The 16,606-nt window shown below is 64.4% G+C and carries 17 protein-coding genes; 3 read left to right on the forward strand and 14 right to left on the reverse strand.

What is annotated here, in order from left to right:
• Positions 1–28: 28 nt before the first annotated feature.
• From ACROSR_RS09410 to leuS, 9 genes are all read right to left on the reverse strand, one after another.
• A complete protein-coding gene (locus ACROSR_RS09410) occupies positions 29–1,735 on the reverse strand; it encodes a BCCT family transporter (protein ID WP_432684357.1) in 1,707 nt (568 codons plus the stop codon).
• 290 nt (positions 1,736–2,025) lie between these two features.
• The gene (locus ACROSR_RS09415) at positions 2,026–2,253 is read right to left on the reverse strand and encodes a ribbon-helix-helix domain-containing protein (RefSeq protein ID WP_432684359.1); all 228 of its coding nucleotides are present in this window, start codon (positions 2,251–2,253) and stop codon (positions 2,026–2,028) included.
• A gap of 76 nt (positions 2,254–2,329) precedes the next feature.
• Positions 2,330–2,512 carry a DUF4169 family protein gene (locus ACROSR_RS09420; protein ID WP_432684361.1) on the reverse strand — a complete coding sequence of 61 codons (183 nt, stop codon included), beginning with the start codon at positions 2,510–2,512 and terminating at the stop codon, positions 2,330–2,332.
• Positions 2,509–3,900 carry a class II fumarate hydratase gene (fumC, locus tag ACROSR_RS09425; RefSeq protein WP_432684363.1) on the reverse strand — a complete coding sequence of 464 codons (1,392 nt, stop codon included), beginning with the start codon at positions 3,898–3,900 and terminating at the stop codon, positions 2,509–2,511. Before fumC ends, ACROSR_RS09420 begins: the two co-directional genes overlap by 4 nt.
• Before the next feature lie 99 nt (positions 3,901–3,999).
• Positions 4,000–4,452, reverse strand: coding sequence for an SspB family protein (locus ACROSR_RS09430; RefSeq protein WP_432684365.1), 453 nt, complete (start codon positions 4,450–4,452; stop codon positions 4,000–4,002).
• A gap of 75 nt (positions 4,453–4,527) precedes the next feature.
• Positions 4,528–5,781 (reverse strand): chromate efflux transporter, encoded by a 1,254-nt coding sequence (gene chrA, locus ACROSR_RS09435; protein WP_432684367.1) that lies wholly within the window; start codon positions 5,779–5,781, stop codon positions 4,528–4,530.
• 42 nt (positions 5,782–5,823) lie between these two features.
• Positions 5,824–6,852 carry a DNA polymerase III subunit delta gene (gene holA / locus ACROSR_RS09440; protein ID WP_432684369.1) on the reverse strand — a complete coding sequence of 343 codons (1,029 nt, stop codon included), beginning with the start codon at positions 6,850–6,852 and terminating at the stop codon, positions 5,824–5,826.
• Positions 6,849–7,340 carry an LPS assembly lipoprotein LptE gene (lptE, locus tag ACROSR_RS09445; RefSeq protein WP_432684371.1) on the reverse strand — a complete coding sequence of 164 codons (492 nt, stop codon included), beginning with the start codon at positions 7,338–7,340 and terminating at the stop codon, positions 6,849–6,851. The genes holA and lptE overlap by 4 nt, the downstream gene beginning before the upstream one ends.
• The gene (gene leuS / locus ACROSR_RS09450) at positions 7,327–9,888 is read right to left on the reverse strand and encodes a leucine--tRNA ligase (RefSeq protein WP_432684373.1); all 2,562 of its coding nucleotides are present in this window, start codon (positions 9,886–9,888) and stop codon (positions 7,327–7,329) included. Before leuS ends, lptE begins: the two co-directional genes overlap by 14 nt.
• Before the next feature lie 159 nt (positions 9,889–10,047).
• Between leuS and ACROSR_RS09455 the strand changes: the two genes are divergently transcribed.
• Positions 10,048–11,286 (forward strand): glycosyltransferase family 4 protein, encoded by a 1,239-nt coding sequence (locus ACROSR_RS09455; RefSeq protein WP_432684375.1) that lies wholly within the window; start codon positions 10,048–10,050, stop codon positions 11,284–11,286.
• 22 nt (positions 11,287–11,308) lie between these two features.
• Here the strand turns inward: ACROSR_RS09455 and ACROSR_RS09460 are convergent, their stop codons facing one another.
• A complete protein-coding gene (locus ACROSR_RS09460) occupies positions 11,309–11,788 on the reverse strand; it encodes a DUF3576 domain-containing protein (RefSeq protein WP_432684377.1) in 480 nt (159 codons plus the stop codon).
• Between the two features lie 135 nt (positions 11,789–11,923).
• Here ACROSR_RS09460 and ACROSR_RS09465 point away from each other — a divergent pair, with 135 nt between their 5' ends.
• Positions 11,924–12,577 carry a YggS family pyridoxal phosphate-dependent enzyme gene (locus ACROSR_RS09465; protein WP_432684379.1) on the forward strand — a complete coding sequence of 218 codons (654 nt, stop codon included), beginning with the start codon at positions 11,924–11,926 and terminating at the stop codon, positions 12,575–12,577.
• A 35-nt stretch (positions 12,578–12,612) separates the two neighbouring features.
• Here ACROSR_RS09465 and ACROSR_RS09470 read toward each other — a convergent pair whose 3' ends face one another.
• Together ACROSR_RS09470 and ACROSR_RS09475 are read right to left on the reverse strand one after the other, a co-directional pair.
• Positions 12,613–13,107 carry a L,D-transpeptidase family protein gene (locus ACROSR_RS09470; RefSeq protein WP_432684381.1) on the reverse strand — a complete coding sequence of 165 codons (495 nt, stop codon included), beginning with the start codon at positions 13,105–13,107 and terminating at the stop codon, positions 12,613–12,615.
• Between the two features lie 61 nt (positions 13,108–13,168).
• Positions 13,169–13,357 (reverse strand): hypothetical protein, encoded by a 189-nt coding sequence (locus ACROSR_RS09475; protein WP_432684383.1) that lies wholly within the window; start codon positions 13,355–13,357, stop codon positions 13,169–13,171.
• A 45-nt stretch (positions 13,358–13,402) separates the two neighbouring features.
• Between ACROSR_RS09475 and ACROSR_RS09480 the strand changes: the two genes are divergently transcribed.
• Entirely contained in the window at positions 13,403–13,747 is a 345-nt protein-coding gene (locus ACROSR_RS09480) for a DUF1127 domain-containing protein (RefSeq protein WP_432684385.1), read from the forward strand.
• 265 nt (positions 13,748–14,012) lie between these two features.
• On the opposite strand, the gene ACROSR_RS09485 is transcribed toward ACROSR_RS09480, so the two are convergent.
• Positions 14,013–15,374, reverse strand: a complete 1,362-nt coding sequence (locus ACROSR_RS09485) for a cytochrome P450 (protein ID WP_432684387.1) — start codon at positions 15,372–15,374, stop codon at positions 14,013–14,015.
• The gene (locus ACROSR_RS09490; RefSeq protein ID WP_432684389.1) at positions 15,371–16,576 is read right to left on the reverse strand and encodes a hypothetical protein; all 1,206 of its coding nucleotides are present in this window, start codon (positions 16,574–16,576) and stop codon (positions 15,371–15,373) included. Before ACROSR_RS09490 ends, ACROSR_RS09485 begins: the two co-directional genes overlap by 4 nt.
• Between the last annotated feature and the right edge of the window lie 30 nt (positions 16,577–16,606).

The raw sequence follows: 16,606 nt of genomic DNA on the forward strand, positions 1-16,606 counted from the left end.
TTCGTCATGACAAGCCGTCAGGCGGTCGTCACCGCGCTTCGGTCGACAGCCCCTTCCAGATTGCATAGCACATGAACAACAGCACCAGCGTGAAGGGCAGACCCGTCGAGATGACGGCCGCCTGCAGCGAGGCAAGCCCCCCGCCGATCAGCAGCGCGATTGCCACGGCGCCTTCGAAGATGCACCAGAACACACGCTGCGACACCGGCGCATCGACCTTGCCACCGGCGGTGATCGTGTCGATCACGAGGCTGCCGGAGTCGGACGATGTCACGAAGAACACGATCACGAGGATGATGCCGATCGTCGAGGTGATCGTCGCCAGCGGAAGCTGCGACAGCATGTAGAACAGCTTGAGTTCGAGTGCCGCGTTCTTGGCCCCCTCATAGCCGTCGGCCACGACCTGGTTCAGTGCTGCGCCGCCAAAGACGCTCATCCACAGGATGCAGACCGTAGTCGGGATCAGCAGGACGCAAATGACGAATTCACGCACCGTGCGGCCACGGCTGACACGCGCAATGAACATGCCGACAAAGGGCGACCAGGAAATCCACCACGCCCAGTAGAACGCGGTCCAGCCCTGGCTGTAGTTGGCATCTTCCCGACCGACAGGATTGCTGAGCGCAAAGATATTCTGCGCATAGGCAACGATGCTGTCGAAGAAGAACGAGACCAGGAAGATCGGACCCGCCACGAAGAAGACGAACAACAGCAAGATTGCCGCGAGACCCATGTTGATTTCCGACAGGCGCTTCACGCCCCCGTCAAGACCGCGGATCACAGAGACAAGCGCGACCAGCGTGATCGCCGAAATGAGCAGGACCAGCAACAGCGGGTCGTTCTCGACGCCCGTTCCACTGTCATTGCCGTAGGTGATCCCCAGGAAGGTACGCGTGCCTTCCGCAGCATCGCCCGACCCGTAAAGAAAGGCCAGACCGGCCGCAGCCTGTTCGGCTCCGAAGCCAAGCGATGTGGCCAGACCGAACAGCGTGGCAAACACCGCCAGCGTGTCGATGATATGGCCCCACCAGCCCCAGACGCGATCGCCGAGGATCGGGTAGAAGGCCGAGCGGATGGTCAGCGGCAGCCCCTTGTTGTACGAGAAAAGTGCAAGCGACAGCGCGACGACGGCGTAGGCCGCCCATGGGTGCAGACCCCAATGCAGGATCGTGGCCGCCATGCCGACACGCTGCGCCTCTACCGGATCACCGCCCGCTGCGCCCAACGGGGCCCAATCCGTTCGCACGCCGTCCTCGCCCATCGTGGTCCCGGCAAGGGCGGTGTCAAAATGCGTCATCGGTTCGGACACGCCGAAAAACAGCAGGCCGATTCCCATGCCGGCCGCAAACAGCATCGCGAACCAGCCCACATAGCCGTAATCGGGCGTGGCATCGGTTCCGCCAAGCCGGACAGACCCGTAGGGCGTCACGATCAGCAGAAGACAGAAGATCACGAAGATGTTCGCGGACCCGAGAAAGAACCAGTCGAACGTCTCGATGACGAACGCCTTCATCGTTTCGAAGACCGACGCGGCCTGGTCCGGCAGGGCAAGCGCGTAGAACACGAACAGGATCACCGCGAGCCCGGAGATCATGAAAACGGGGTTGTGAATATCAAGACCGAACGGTCCGATCTTTCGCTGGATGTTATCCTGACCGATCTTGTAATCGGTCTCGATGATATCCGACGCACCTTCGGGCGCGGGAATACCCTGGATCGTTGTTTCGTCGGCCATGCAGGCCCTCCCTTGTGACATTGCCGTTATGCACATCACCACGTCATAGCCCGACAGCGGATGCGGGACGTATCTTGATTTATGCACCAGCGTTTTCTGCTTTCGGAACCGGGTCGATAGCCTGCCACAGGGAATGGTCGACACAGCATCCCGGTTCCATTCGTTTGAAAAGACTAACAAGCTGCATCACGGGAAAGCAACCGGTTAGCGCTGCATCATGTCCGAAAAACGACACTCATGTGGGGCATGAGCGGCACCAGACGAGCATGACATCGTGGACGGCGCGACACTCAACCGCGGTCCCGATCGCGATAATGGCGCAGGACATAGACCCGGATTGCCGAGGCAAGGCCCGCCTCCATCCCGCGCTCGGCGTCGATCCGCGCCGCCAGTTCATTGATCGCAACCCCTTGAAGAGCGGCGATATCACGGAAGGCGTCCCAGAATTCCGCCTCCAGCGAGACACTGGTGCGATGACCGCGCAGGGTCAGGGAGTGCTTGACGGGGCGCGCGCTCATGGCCGGGCGGGGATGGCGCCGCAGCCCCCACCGTCAGCGGCGCGCCCGCGACGCGTGGGACCAAAGGGACCCGACATCAATCTTCGCGCAACCGATGCTGGTCGAGATGGTGGCGCGCCTTCGACAGCTCTGCCTTGTCTTGTGTCTTGCGACGCTTGGACCGTCCGTATTTCGCGGCATTCTCGTCGGCACGGGTCGTTTTCGCGACTCGCGCGCGGGCCTTGCGCGCCTTGTTGAGATTGACCGGCGTGTCGGTCATTTCGGGCCGATCATGTCCTCGGGGCGCACCACCCGATCGAAGGTTTCGGCATCGACAAACCCCAGGGCGATCGCCTCTTCGCGCAGGGTGGTGCCGTTCTTGTGTGCGGTCTTGGCGACCTTGGTGGCGTTGTCGTAGCCGATTGTGGGCGCAAGCGCGGTGACCAGCATCAGCGAATCCGTCATCAGCTTCTCGATGCGGGCCTCGTTGGCCTCGATCCCCATCAGCATCCGTTCGGTGAAGCTGGCGGTCGCGTCGCCCAGTAGCTGAATGGATTGCAGCAGGTTGTAGGCCATCATCGGATTATAGACGTTCAGCTCGAAATGGCCCTGGCTGCCGGCGAACTTGATCGCGGCATCGTTGCCCATGACGTGGGCTGCCACCTGCGTCAGCGCCTCGGCCTGCGTGGGGTTGACCTTGCCCGGCATGATCGAGCTTCCCGGCTCGTTCTCGGGCAGGATCAGCTCGCCCAGACCCGAACGCGGGCCGGAGCCCAGAAAACGGATGTCGTTGGCGATCTTGTAGCAAGAGCCCGCCACCGTGCTGAGGGCGCCCGACAGGAACACCATCGCATCATGCGCCGCGAGCGCCTCGAACTTGTTGGGGGCGGTCACGAAAGGCAGCTTCGTGATCTTGGCCATGTTGGCCGCCACCGTATCGCCCCAGTCCGGCGCGGTGTTGAGGCCGGTCCCGACGGCAGTGCCGCCCTGCGCCAGCTCGTAGATCCCCGGCATCGTCGCGTTAACGCGCGCGATCCCTTGCCGGATCTGATGCGCATAGCCCGAGAACTCCTGACCCAGCGTCAGCGGTGTTGCGTCCTGCGTGTGGGTGCGGCCGATCTTGATGATGTCGCGGAACTGCGCGGACTTGGCTTCCAGCCCCTCGGCCAGCTTTTCCAGCCCTGGCAGCAGCACGTCGCGCACGCTCATCGCGGTGGCGACATGCATCGCCGTGGGAAAGGTGTCGTTCGACGATTGTCCCATGTTGCAGTGATCGTTGGGATGCACCGGGTCCTTCGACCCGATGGTGCCGCCAAGGATCTCGATCGCGCGGTTGGCAATGACCTCGTTGGCGTTCATGTTGGATTGCGTTCCCGATCCGGTCTGCCAGACGACCAGCGGGAAGTTGTCATCGAACCGCCCCTCGATGACCTCGCCCGCCGCCTGTATGATCGCGTCGGCGCGGCGCGCGTCAAGCTTGCCGCTGGCCTTGTTGGCCTCGGCGCAGGCCTTCTTGACGACCCCGAGGGCGCGGACGATCGCCGCAGGCTGTCTTTCCCAACCGATGGGAAAGTTCATGATCGAGCGTTGCGTCTGCGCGCCCCAGTATTTGTCGGCCGGCACGTCGAGGGGTCCGAAACTGTCCGATTCGCTACGCGTTGCAGTCATAAGAAAATCTCCTTGGCGTCTGCGATGTCCATATCGCAACAGGCGAAAATATCAACGACGCGCGCAGTCGCGTGCCGGTATCCGAAGCATGCGGGATCGCTATTTGCGAAAACTGTCAAGGCTTACGATGTCGGCCTCGCCGGTGGCCGCGTCATCGTCCGGTTTTTCCGCATCACCGGTCTCGGCATCTTCTTCGACCTCCTGCGTCTCGAACCGCAGGCCGAATTCCACGGACGGATCCACGAAGGTCTTGATCGCGTCATACGGCACGTAAAGCCGCTCTGGCGCATCGCCGAAATTGAGCGTCACGGAGAACCCGTCATCGGTCACCTCCAGCGCGTCGTACCAGTTCTGCATGACCACCGTCATCTCGGATGGATATCGGTCACGCAGCCAATCGGCGAGGTCCGCCTGGGGATGGGTCGTGTCGAACGTAATGAAAAAATGATGCGCACCGGGAAGCCCGTTGTCGCGCACGTCACACAGCACCTCCTGGATGAGGCCACGCATGGCACGATGCATCAGGTTTCCGTAATCGATGGTACGCGACATGCTGTGATGGCCTCTGAATTGGGAACGGGGTCAGCATAAGGGATTCGGGGCAAAACGAAAGACCTGCCATGCGTCTCATTGCATCACGGCATGCATGAGACCCGACACCGCCGCCATAAGCCCCAGAACCTTCACGAGCGACAGGCGCAACCCGAGAAAAAGCACCGCCGCAATCAGGACGAACGCGAAATTGAGCGGCATGAATGTCGGCCAGTCGGGCACCGGACCAAAGCGCGTTTGACGCACCTCCGCAAACAGGACGTGCAGGGCGAACCAGACGGAAAGATTGAGGATAACCCCCACGACCGCCGCGGAAATTCCTGCGAGTGCGCCTTTCAGGCGTGGCCGCGCGAGGATCATCTCGATATACGGCGCGCCGGTGAAAACCCACAGGAAGCAGGGCACGAACGTGACCCATAGCGTCAGCAGCGCCGCCTGCACCGCCATCCACGGCCCGCCCTGCGCGTAGCCCGCCAGCAGGCCCACGAATTCGGTCACCAGGATCAGCGGCCCCGGTGTGGTTTCCGCCAGCCCGAGCGCGTCGATCATCTGCGCGGTCGTCAGCCAGCCCTTGGTCGCCACGACCGTGTCGGTCATGTAGGCCAGCACCGCGTAGGCCCCGCCAAACGTCACGACCGCCAGCTTGCTGAAGAAAAGCGCCAGATCCGTCAGGAACGTCGCCCCGAGCGCCCACGCGGTCACGACCGGCACGGCCCAGAGCGTGCCCCATGTCACAACTGTCAGAGCGGTACCCGACAGCGGAACGCGGGCCGCCGGCGCCGATGCCGCAGACACCTGCCCGCGCGCCTGAACATATCCCCAAAGCGCGGCAAGCGCGATGATCGCCGGGAACGGCACCGACAGGAAAAACATCGCGGCAAAGCCCAGACCCGCAAGCACCCAGCTTGCGCGATCGGTCAGCGCCCGTCGCGCAAGGGTCAATAGCGCCTGCAGCACGATCACCACCACCGCCGTCTTGACGCCCACGAACAGCGCCTGCACCAGCGGCACCCCGCCGTAAAGCGCATAGCCCATGCCAAGCGCAAGGATCACCGCCGCGCCCGGCAGCACGAAGAGAAGCCCGGCGATCAGCCCGCCGGGCACCCCGCGCAGCCGCCAGCCCGCATAGGTCGCAAGCTGCATCGCCTCGGGGCCCGGCAACAGCATGCAAAACGACAGCGCGCCCAGAAACTGCGGCTCGGTCAGCCAGCCGCGGCGCGTGACCAGCTCGGCATGCATCATGGAAATCTGTGCCGCCGGACCACCGAATGACAAAAGGCCGATTCGCAAAAAGCTGCGGACAAGCGTGATGAGGCTTGGATCGGTCATGCGGGGCCTATGGTGCGTGCGGCATGCATTCCGCCCTGTCGATCAGCGGGCCTTGGCCAGCATGGCCAGCCGGATCAGCGCCCGTTCGACAAGCGCCATGTCGGGCGCGCGCTGTGCGGCCGATCGCAGGTGAAGATCGGTGTCGGTCAGGATCGTCAGCGCTTGTTGCAGGCGTTCTCCGCCCCACATCTGCGCCTGGCGCAGCATGCGGTCGCGGCGCGGCCCGAAAACCGGCGGGCGCAGCTTGGCGATGCCCTGCCCCGGCCCGCCGGGATCCGAGGCCGCCGTGTAAAGCGCGCGGAAATGGCGGGTCGCGCCGATGCACAGACCGACGGCCTGCACACCTTGCGCCTTCAGCCGGCGCAGCACGGGACCGACCTCGCCGGCGCGGCCCTCGGCCACGATGTTGAGCACGTCGTCGAGATCGGCCTCGGTCGAGGCGGGCGCGCAGGCGGCGATATCCTCGGACGACAGCGGGCTGTCATCATCCCATTTGTAAAGCGCCAGTTTCTCCATGGTCTGGCGGAAATCACCGGGATCGAGATCGCGGGCCATAGCCGTCAGATCGCCCATCACCGGGCCAGGCACGTTGCCAAGGCCCGCCCGGGCAAGCGTCGCCTCGATCTCGTCCCGGCTTGGGGGCTCATCATAAATGGCGGCGGCATAGGCGTTGCGATGTGCCTCGAACGCCTTGCGGATTTTCGAGGTCGGCTTGAGCTGGCCGGCGGTGACGATGATCTGCGCATCCCCCTCCTGCCAATCGGCAAGGGCGGCGAGGATCGGCTCGGCCACGGCATCGTTGGCGTCCTCGACGAAGGCGGCGCGCGGGCCGGGAAAAAAGCCCTGCGCCTTGACGGCATCCGTCAGCCGCGCGGGGTCCTTGCGCAAATCGACGGCGGCCATCCGCGCAAGGCGCATTTCCTCTTCGGCCCCCGGACCGAGCAGCGCCGCGATCACCTCTTGCCGCTTCAGGGCCACGCGCATGGCATCCGCGCCGTAGATCAGAAGGCCGGTGCGCCCCGGCTCCGGCTTGGCGAAGTATCGTGGGGCGTCACGCGGCGTCAGCTTCATTGCGGGCGGTCCGGTACCGTGGCCAGCAGCCGCAGGACCAGTTGATCGGCAAGGACGGACATCAGCCGCATCTCGGCATCGCGCTGCGCGGCACGCGTGGCAACGGGTGTGCCAAGTGCGGAATAGGCGGTAAAACTGTCCACCGTGCCGGTCGTCACGGTCTCGCCGGTCTGCCGGTCGGTCAGGGCGTAGCGCACCGAGCCGAGGATGTTGAAACGCCCCGCCACGTTGCGCCGGTCGATCGCGACCGCCTCTGTCGTCAGGGTAATCTCGGGGACCAGTTCGTAACGCGCCGACCCGGCGCGGCCCAAACGCGCCTCCAGATCGCGGGTCAGCAGATAGCCGGGGCGGGTATCGGGCGCGCGGACCGCCACCTGCTGCATCAGCGCCGCGCCGCCGCCACCCGGCCCGTACGCCGGCGCGAACCCGCACCCCGCGAGCATGGCAAGGCCGGTCAGCAGGAACAGGCGGCGATCAGATGACGACATTCACGATCCGTCCCGGCACGACGATAACCTTCTTGGGCTGTCCGCCATCCAATGCCTTTTGCACGGCCGCATGAGCCAGCGCGCGGGTCTCGACCTCGGCCTTCTCCATCTCGGCGGGCACCTGAAGCTCGCCCCGGCGCTTGCCGTTGATCTGGATGGGCAGGGTCACGGTGTCATCCACCAGCATCGCGGGGTCGGGCGTGGGCCAGCCTGCCGTGGCAACAAGGCCCTGACCGCCCAAGCGCGCCCAGATATCCTCGGCCAGATGCGGCGTCATCGGAGACATGAGCTGCGCCAGCGTGCGTGCCGCCTCGGCCTTTGCCCCCTGCCCGGCCTGCGACTTGGCCAGAGTGGCCGTAAAGGCGTAAAGCCGGGCGATCGCGGCGTTGAAGCCGAAGCTGTCGATGCCCTTGGTCACATCGTCGATGGTCTTGTGCATCTCGCGCAGCAGGGCTTCGTCGTGATCGTTGGGCGCGGTGTCGTCCGTGGCGATCCCGGCGGCAAGACGCCAGACGCGGGCCAAGTGTTTGTGCGCGGCCTCGGCGCCGGAGGCCGTCCATTCCACGTCACGCTCGGGCGGGCTGTCAGAAAGGACGAACCAGCGCGCGGTATCGGCCCCGTATTGCGCGATGATGGTCGAGGGATCGACGACGTTCTTCTTGGATTTCGACATCTTGGCAGAGGGGATTGTGTCCACCTCGGTCCCATCCGCAAGCTTGCCGTCGATCACCTCTTCGGGAAGGTGATAGACGGGGCGACCAGCCGCGTCGGTCGTCTGGTATATCTCGTGCGTCACCATGCCCTGCGTGAAGAGCGCGTCGAACGGCTCGATCGCCTTGTCGGGCAGGTGGCCGGTGATCTGCATCGCACGAGCGAAAAAGCGCGAATAGAGCAGGTGCAGGATCGCGTGCTCGATCCCGCCGATATACTGATCGACATTCATCCAGTATGTCGCGTCGTCCAGATCCGTGGGCGTCTCGGCATGCGGCGCGGTGAAGCGGGCGTAGTACCACGAGGAATCCACGAAGGTGTCCATCGTGTCGGTCTCGCGCCGGGCGGGCTGGCCGCACGACGGACAGGCGCATTCGCGCCACGTCGGATGCCGGTCGAGCGGATTGCCCGGCTGATCGAAACTGACATCGTCGGGCAGACGGATCGGCAGGTTTTCTTTCTTCTCGGGAACCACGCCGCAGGCCTCGCAATGGACCACCGGGATCGGGCAGCCCCAGTAGCGCTGCCGTGACAGGCCCCAGTCGCGCAGGCGGAACTTGGTCACACCCTGCCCCACGCCATTGGCCTCGCAGAACGCGATCGCCGCTTCGATGGCCTGTTCGCCGGTCTGGGCCTCGTCGCCGGCAAAGCCGCGCACGTAGCGCACCGTCTCGGGTTTCGGGGGCACATAGGCGGGGCCGCCTTCCTCGGGCATGATGAAGGTGCCCTCTTCGCCCATGGCCGGCACGAAGACGGACGACACCGGCAGATCGTACTTGCGGGCAAATTCCATGTCGCGGGCGTCATGCGCGGGCACGCCGTAGATCGCACCCGTGCCATAGTCCATCAGGATGAAATTGGCGATGTAGACGGGCAGTTCCCACGCGGTGTCAAACGGGTGGCGGGCCTTGAGGCCGGTATCGAAGCCCAGCTTCTCGGCCTTCTCCAGCGCCTCCTCGGTGGTGCCGCCGCGCCGCGCCTCGGCGCAAAAGGCTGCCACGTCCTCGCGCTCGCGCTCCAGTGTCCGGGCCAGCGGGTGATCCGGCGACACGCCGATGAACGAGGCCCCCATCAGCGTGTCGGGCCGGGTGGTGTAGACCTCGACCCGGTCATGGCCTTCTGGCCCGTCGTTCAGGCCGAAGGCGAATTGCAGACCGCGCGACTTGCCGATCCAGTTCTGCTGCATGGTGCGGACCTTGGCGGGCCAGTCGTCCAGCCCGTCCAGCGCGTCCAGCAGTTCCTCGGCCATGTCGGAGATGCGGAAGAACCATTGCGTCAGCTCGCGCCGCTCGACCTCGGCGCCCGAACGCCATCCGCGCCCGTTCTCGACCTGCTCGTTGGCCAGAACGGTCATGTCCACCGGGTCCCAGTTGACCACCGCGTTCTTGCGGTAGACAAGGCCCGACTCATAGAAATCCAGAAACAGCGCCTGTTGCTGGCCGTAATATTCGGGGTCGCAGGTGGCGAACTCGCGCGACCAGTCGATGGACAGGCCAAGGGGCCTCATCTGCTCGCGCATGGTCTCGATATTGGCGTAGGTCCAGTCCTTGGGGTGGCCGCCCGACGCCATCGCGGCATTCTCGGCGGGCATGCCGAAGGCGTCCCAGCCCATCGGGTGCAGCACGTTATGCCCCGTGGCCAGCTTGTAGCGCGCCACCACGTCGCCCATGGTGTAGTTGCGCACGTGGCCCATGTGGATGCGGCCCGACGGGTAGGGAAACATCTCCAGCACGTAGTATTTGGGGCGGCTTTCATCGCGCCGGGCGCGGAATATCTCCGCCTGGGCCCATGCCTCTTGCCATTTCGCTTCGATCTCGGCTGGTGAATAGCGCGACATGGGCCGGGCCCCTCTTGCTCTGTCTGGTGTTGCACAGGTGATAGGCGCTCAGGCCGGGCTGGTCCAGAGGGCGGCGCAAAAATGCAGGGCTTTGCGGGGCCGTTCCCCGCGATTATACCCACGTCCGGACACGCCATCGCGCAGGAGACCGGCACACGCATGAAAATCCTTTTCATCCACCAGAATTTTCCGGGGCAATTCAAGCATCTGGCCCCGCTTCTGGCGCAGCGGGGGCATGAATGCGTGGCGCTGACGTTGCGGGTGAAGGAACCGACCCATTGGCGCGGCGTACGCATCCTGCCCTATGCCCTGCCCAAGCGGGCCGGGCAGACCATGCACCGCTGGCTGCTGGATCTCGACAGCAAGGTGACCCGCGGCGAGGCATGCTATCACGCGGCCGTCGCCCTGCGGGACAAGGGCTATGCGCCCGATCTGATCCTCGCGCATCCGGGCTGGGGCGAATCGATGTTCCTGCGCGATGTCTGGCCCGAGGCCCGGCTGGGGATGTATTGCGAACTTTATCACCTTGCAGACTGGCCGCATCTTGCGTTCGACCCGGAATTCACGGGCCAGAACCCCGAGACCGAGCCGCTGCGCCTGCGGCTCAAGAACCTCAACAACCATCTGCATTTCGACACGGCAGAGGCCGGTATCAGCCCGACGCGGTTTCAGGCCGACACGTTTCCGGCACCGTTCCGCGACCGCATCACCGTGTGTCATGACGGCATCGACACACGAACGGCCCGCCCCGCACCCGACGCGCGGCTGGTGTTCAAGAACGGCCGCACCCTTGACCGCGACGACGAGGTGATCACCTTCGTCAATCGCAATCTCGAGCCGTATCGCGGGTATCATATCTTCATGCGTGCCTTGCCGCGACTGTTACGCGACCGGCCACGGGCACGTGTGCTGATCGTCGGCGGCGCGGGGGTCAGCTACGGGCAGCACCCGCCCGCAGGGCATACATGGAAGCAGATTTTCATCGACGAGGTGCGCGGACAGATCCCGGATGCGGACTGGGCGCGTGTCCACTTTCTCGGGCGCATCCCGTATGACCAGTTCCTGCAGGTCTTGCAGATCAGCCGCGTCCACGTCTACCTGTCCTATCCATTCGTGCTAAGCTGGTCACTGCTTGAGGCGATGAGTTGTGGCGCGCCCGTCGTCGCCGCCGATACCGACCCTGTCCGCGAGGTGATCGGCCATGACGAGACGGGACGCCTGGTCGATTTCTTCGACGGGGACGGCTTGGTGGACGAGGTTTGCGCGCTGCTTGATGACCCGACGACGCGACACCGTCTGGGGCTGGCCGCGCGCGATGTCATACGTGCACGCTACGACCTGCGCACGGTGTGCCTGCCACGGCAGACGGATTGGGTTCTGGGCCTGATGCGGACGTAAGGGCGGGCGCGCGACGGCCCTATCAGTATCGGGCCGACCGGATGCGCAACTGCCGGGCGCGATTGAGGATTGCGTCCTCGACCGCGCGCTCGGTGCCTGCGTCCACGGGTCCGCTTTGCGTCTGCAGCGCGACGTTGAGCGATCGCGCATCAAGTGCCGGGTCGCTGATCAGGATTGTCGCGCGATAGGGCTGCCCGCCCCCCGGAGGCCGGCCGAACCCGGTGGAGATCACGCCGGTAAACGGATCGGCGGCCTCGACCGGCAGGAAGTCCAGCACCTGAAGAGAGGCCGTCCACAGGTGGCGGTTGACCTTGACGGTGTCACGCGCGCCCCGGAACGCATCAAGCAGCGAGCCGCCGCTTGGGTCCGGATCGCGCTCTCGCCCGCCCTGAACGCGGGTGGCTTCGGGGTCGTATGTGGCATTCTCGAATGCACCGCAGCCGCTCAGTATGCCGATGCATAGCAGTGAAACTGCGACAGATTTGCGACGCGAATGGATCATGGCACCGTCCGATACTGTTTTATCCCTCCTACCCAAGCATCGCCGCCGGGGCAAGCCGTTTGCAACGATCCGCGGACTTGTACCCGCGACGCGCACTGTGGCATGAGCCATGTCAACAAGGGCAGGAGGCCACAAATGGGACTGCAAGACATCCGGGACCGCGTCCGCGACGCGGCGACACAGGCCGGGCGACCGGCCGACAGCGTCACATTGATCGCGATCTCCAAGGTACAACCCGATGACCGGGTCGAGGCGGTGTTGCGCGAAGGGCACAGGGTCTTCGGCGAGAATCGCGTGCAGGAGGCCGCGGGCAAATGGCCCGGCTTTCGCGAACGCTATGACGGAATTGCGCTGCATCTCGTCGGGCCGCTGCAAAGCAACAAGGCACGGCAGGCGATGGAGCTGTTTCAGGCGATCCACTCGGTCGATCGCCCGAAGCTGGCGCAGACGCTTGCCCGGCTTGCGCAGGAAATCGGCGATTGCCCCGACCTGTTCATCCAGGTCAATACGGGCGAAGAACCGCAAAAGGCCGGGATCATGCCCGCAGATACGGATGATTTCGTCGCAGAGTGCCGCGCGCTAGATCTGCCGGTCCGGGGCCTCATGTGCATCCCCCCCGTCGAGGACGACCCCAGCCCGCATTTCGCGCTGCTTGCAAAGATGGCCGCGCGCAACGGGCTGGACGGCCTGTCCATGGGGATGAGCGGTGATTTCGATCGCGCCATCGCGCAGGGCGCGACACATGTGCGCGTGGGCTCGGCGATTTTCGGGGCGCGGGATTACGGCTGACCGGTGCGCCCGCGACAGGTGACGCAGGCGGGACATCATCGCACGATCAGGCGCGTGTCATACCGGATCGCCGCCGCGATCTGGCGCAGGTGATCGGGACGTAGCGCAATGCACCCCGCCGTTGGATAGCCCGGCCTGCGCCAGCGGTGCATGAAGATGCACGATCCGCGTCCGGGCGCGGCTCGCGGCCAGTTCCAGTCGGTCACGATCACCAGATCATACAGCGGATCGCCCCGGCGCAGGGCCTCATGACTGTGGCGATAGGGCGCCCGCACCATGAGGTTGTACGCCTCGTCGTCAGAATCGTCGGACCACAGATCGCCCGGTCGGATCGGCACCGCCCAGTCGGTGGGGCGCGCCATCCTGTCGGGCCGGTACAGCAGGCCGACGATACGGTGTATGCCTATTGGCGTGGCCCCGTCCCCCTCTCGCTTGTCGGCGCTCAGCCCACCGGCCCCGATTGCGCATGGGTAGATGCGCCCCCGAAATCGAAGGCCACGCGGGGTCAGAACCATGTCGTTCGGTGTCATGTGTGTCGAATACCATGCCCCGCGCCATGATCCAGCCATTTCATTCGACGCGATCATGCGGTCACGCGGCACGGGGCACGGGTTGCGCTTGGATCTTAGTAACGTAATATTTCAAGTGCGGCAGACCGATGGGCGTTTTCGCTTTTTCGCGCATCTCGATCACGCCCAAGATCCGCGCATGTCCCGCTTTTGCAGCTGCAGAAATCCTCAAAACCCTTTGCATCACTTTATACATTGCCCAAATAATCATTCATTTGCATAACGTTACGGCACCTTATTCATATGCGTATGCTGCATGGCAGCATTGTTGTCGCAGGCTATTGTGCAGATGCAGAAAAGCGTTATCTTGATTTCAACAAAGGGCGAACCAACCTATAACGCTCACAAACAAGAAGATATCCGAAAGGATGTGAAAATGCCACATACGGTCCAAATGCGCCGATCGGCCATGCACGTCCTTGGCGAAGACCTGAGCGCGGCGATCTACACGGCCATGCGGCGGGTTGCAGACTATCGCACCTATCGCCGTTCGGTCAGCGAGCTGTCGGATCTGAGTGCGCGCGAACTGGCGGATCTCGGCATGCATCGCAGCGAGATCAGGCGGGTCGCATATGAAACAGTTTACGGTCAACAGCCGTAACCACGAGATCGGGTGCATCTTTCCTCCTCCCTAGGTGCATCCGTTATGATCAAGGGCTTCTCTCCTCCTCCCTGGGGCTCTTGATCCAAAAAGCGGGGCTGTCAAAGGTCCCGATGGTTTGCGAATGGTCCCCTCCTCCTCCCTGGGGCCGGACGTACAGAGAACGGCGGCACCCCTCCTCCTCCCAGGTGTCGCCGTTTTTTGATTCTCTTTTCCCTGACCGCAGATCGCGCCGCACACTCAGACACCGGCGTGTCACGCAAGGTCAGCGCGATGTGATCGACAACCATATGCCATCGCGTGCCCGTACCGTCAGATGGGCAACCGGCATCGCGGGCCGCGCCGCAACCGGCGTGAACCGAAACGCTTGCACGAGCATGGCCAGCAAAAGCGGCCCCTCGATCATCGCGAATCCCGCGCCGGGGCAAACGCGTTGCCCCGCGGAAAACGGGATATACGCCGTGCGCAGACAGGCCGCGCCATTTTCCGTGGCAAACCGGCCCGGATCGAACGCATCCGGAGCATCCCAAAGGCGGGTATGCCGGTGCAGATGCCATGGGCTTATGACCACCTGAGCGCCCGGTGCGATGTCACGGTTGCGAAAGCGTTCCGAGCACGCCGTCTCGCGCACCATCATCGGGACCGGCGGATAGAGACGCAACGTCTCGCGAAAGACGTCGCGCGTGATCCGCAAGCGCGCCACGTCTGCAAACTGCGGCGGCTGGTCGCCAAGAACATCCCGCACCTCTTGGGCCACACGCTCTTGCCATTCGGGAAACAGCGCCAGCAGATACAACGCCCAGGACAGCGCCGACGCGCTGGTCTCGTGGCCTGCAAGGAAGAAAATCGCCACCTGATCGACCATTTCCGGCGTGGTGAATCGCGCGCCGGTCTCGGGGTCCGTCGTCGTCATGATCTTGGTCGCAAGGTCATCCGGTGCGCGACCCTGCGCAATCTCGACGCTGCGGGTCGCGACAAGGTCCGTGACAAGCGCACGAATCGTTCTGGCGGTGACGCGGGTGCGGCGCCGGTGAAGGCGCGGAAACCAGCGCGGCACCGGCACGAAGGCGGCAAGGTTCAGCACCGGCTGCGTGCGCTGATGGGCCTTGAACGCGTCAAAGACCTGCGCCGCCGTGTGGTTTTCGATCGGGAGTGAAAACAGGGTTCGAAAGATCACGTCCGCCGCCGCGTGGCTTGTGTGCCCCTCGATCTCGCGCGGTTGGCCATCCGCCAACGGCGCCAGCCGGGCCACCGCCCCCTGCCCTGCCGCCACCATCGCGGGAAAGGTGTCGCGCAATCGGCCGCCCTCGAACGCGGGGTCGATGATGCGGCGCTGATGTCGCCATGTCTCGCCATTGGTGACGAACACCGATCGTCCCAGCAGCGGTCGCAGCCCCTCTGACACGCGTTGCGACTTTGGAAAGGCATCCGGCCGCCGGCGCAGGACCAGATCCACGAGGTCGGGCTGGTTGCACAGGTAAGAGCGGAAAAACGGCGTGCGAAACTCTGCCATCCATGCAGCGTAAAGCCGCGCGGGCTGCGCCGACAGGATATCGGACCGAAACAGCCGCATATACCGCCAGAGCGACACGCGATCGGCCCGCGCGGGGGGTTTCGGCGGACTCATGGCGCCACGCTCGTATGGTGCGAGGTGGGCCGGTCGATCCGGCTTTTCGACGGCTTTCGTCCCGCGAACCTTTGTCCAAGGGTCTGCGGCCCGGCCGTGATCCGGAAATAGTCATAGTCGTTGGGGCGGTCGAAGGCGCAGAGATATTGAAAATGCAGCCGGAAAAAGCGCCAGCGCAGGGCACGCCACCGCTCGCGGCTGAGGGTCTGCGTGAACGCGGCCGAGATCACCAGCGGCCAGCGCTTGCCCGCGGGTGCCACACCTGTGACGCTGACCGGGTCACAAAGCGCAAAGGCGCAACCATCGCCCGGCGCGCTGACATCCAGCCAGAAAAGCTCGGGCCGGGTGCTGAGATAGGCAAGATCGGCGCGCAGACGCCATGCGCGCGGCAGGAACGACACCATCGGCACGACGTGTCCGAGGCTGAGAAACGACAATGCCGGCCCGTCGCGGGGCACCCGCCCCGCGCGGATGAGATCGGCCAGCACCGTGACCGCCAGATGCACACCCGAGGAATGCCCGACGACCAGCACCTCGTCGTAATCCTCGGTCAGCGCCGTGGCGACATCATCCGCGAATTCCGCCAGCCGCGCCGCCAGCCTTGGTGACATCGCACCGTGATCTGACGCCGAATAGGCATAGTCATGCATCAGGTAATACGCGAAAAACCGTCCATCGCGCCGTCGGAACCACGCCAGCACGAGGGGCACGACCACAAGCCCTCCCCACCCGGCCAAGGGATGCCACAGCGCCAGCAGGTGACCGGTCGCCCATGCCGCAGCCAATGCGATCATCAGTTGCAGCAGAAGGAGCGCAACCGGATAAAGTGCCGCAATCACCGGACCTTTGCGCAATCGCATCAGCCGGAACAGCGTGCCAGTGCCAAGGTAGAACGCAGCGGTCCGGACCAGTTGCGCGTAGGTGGCGAGAATGCCGCGATCCATGCTGTCCTTGACGATGTCGGACCAGACCAGCACCGTGAGGTCGGTGGCTGTCTCCTGCCCCTCGATGCGGGCCGCGACCTGCCAGCCGAACCGCGCAGCGAGGGTCCCCGGCACCACCTTGATATCATGCCCCGAAATCGACGCCTGCGCCGCGCTTTGCGTGCGGTAAAGCTCGCGGTAGCGTCGCGGTGGGACGGGATCATAACCGGGGATGTAGAATACCCGCCTGCGGCGCACTGGGGTCGTGTTGCTGCTCATGGTCAACCTTTTGGGCCAGCCTAGCGCAGG

Source organism: Roseovarius tibetensis (genome assembly GCF_050896375.1).
Taxonomy (GTDB): Bacteria; Pseudomonadota; Alphaproteobacteria; order Rhodobacterales; family Rhodobacteraceae; genus Roseovarius; species Roseovarius tibetensis.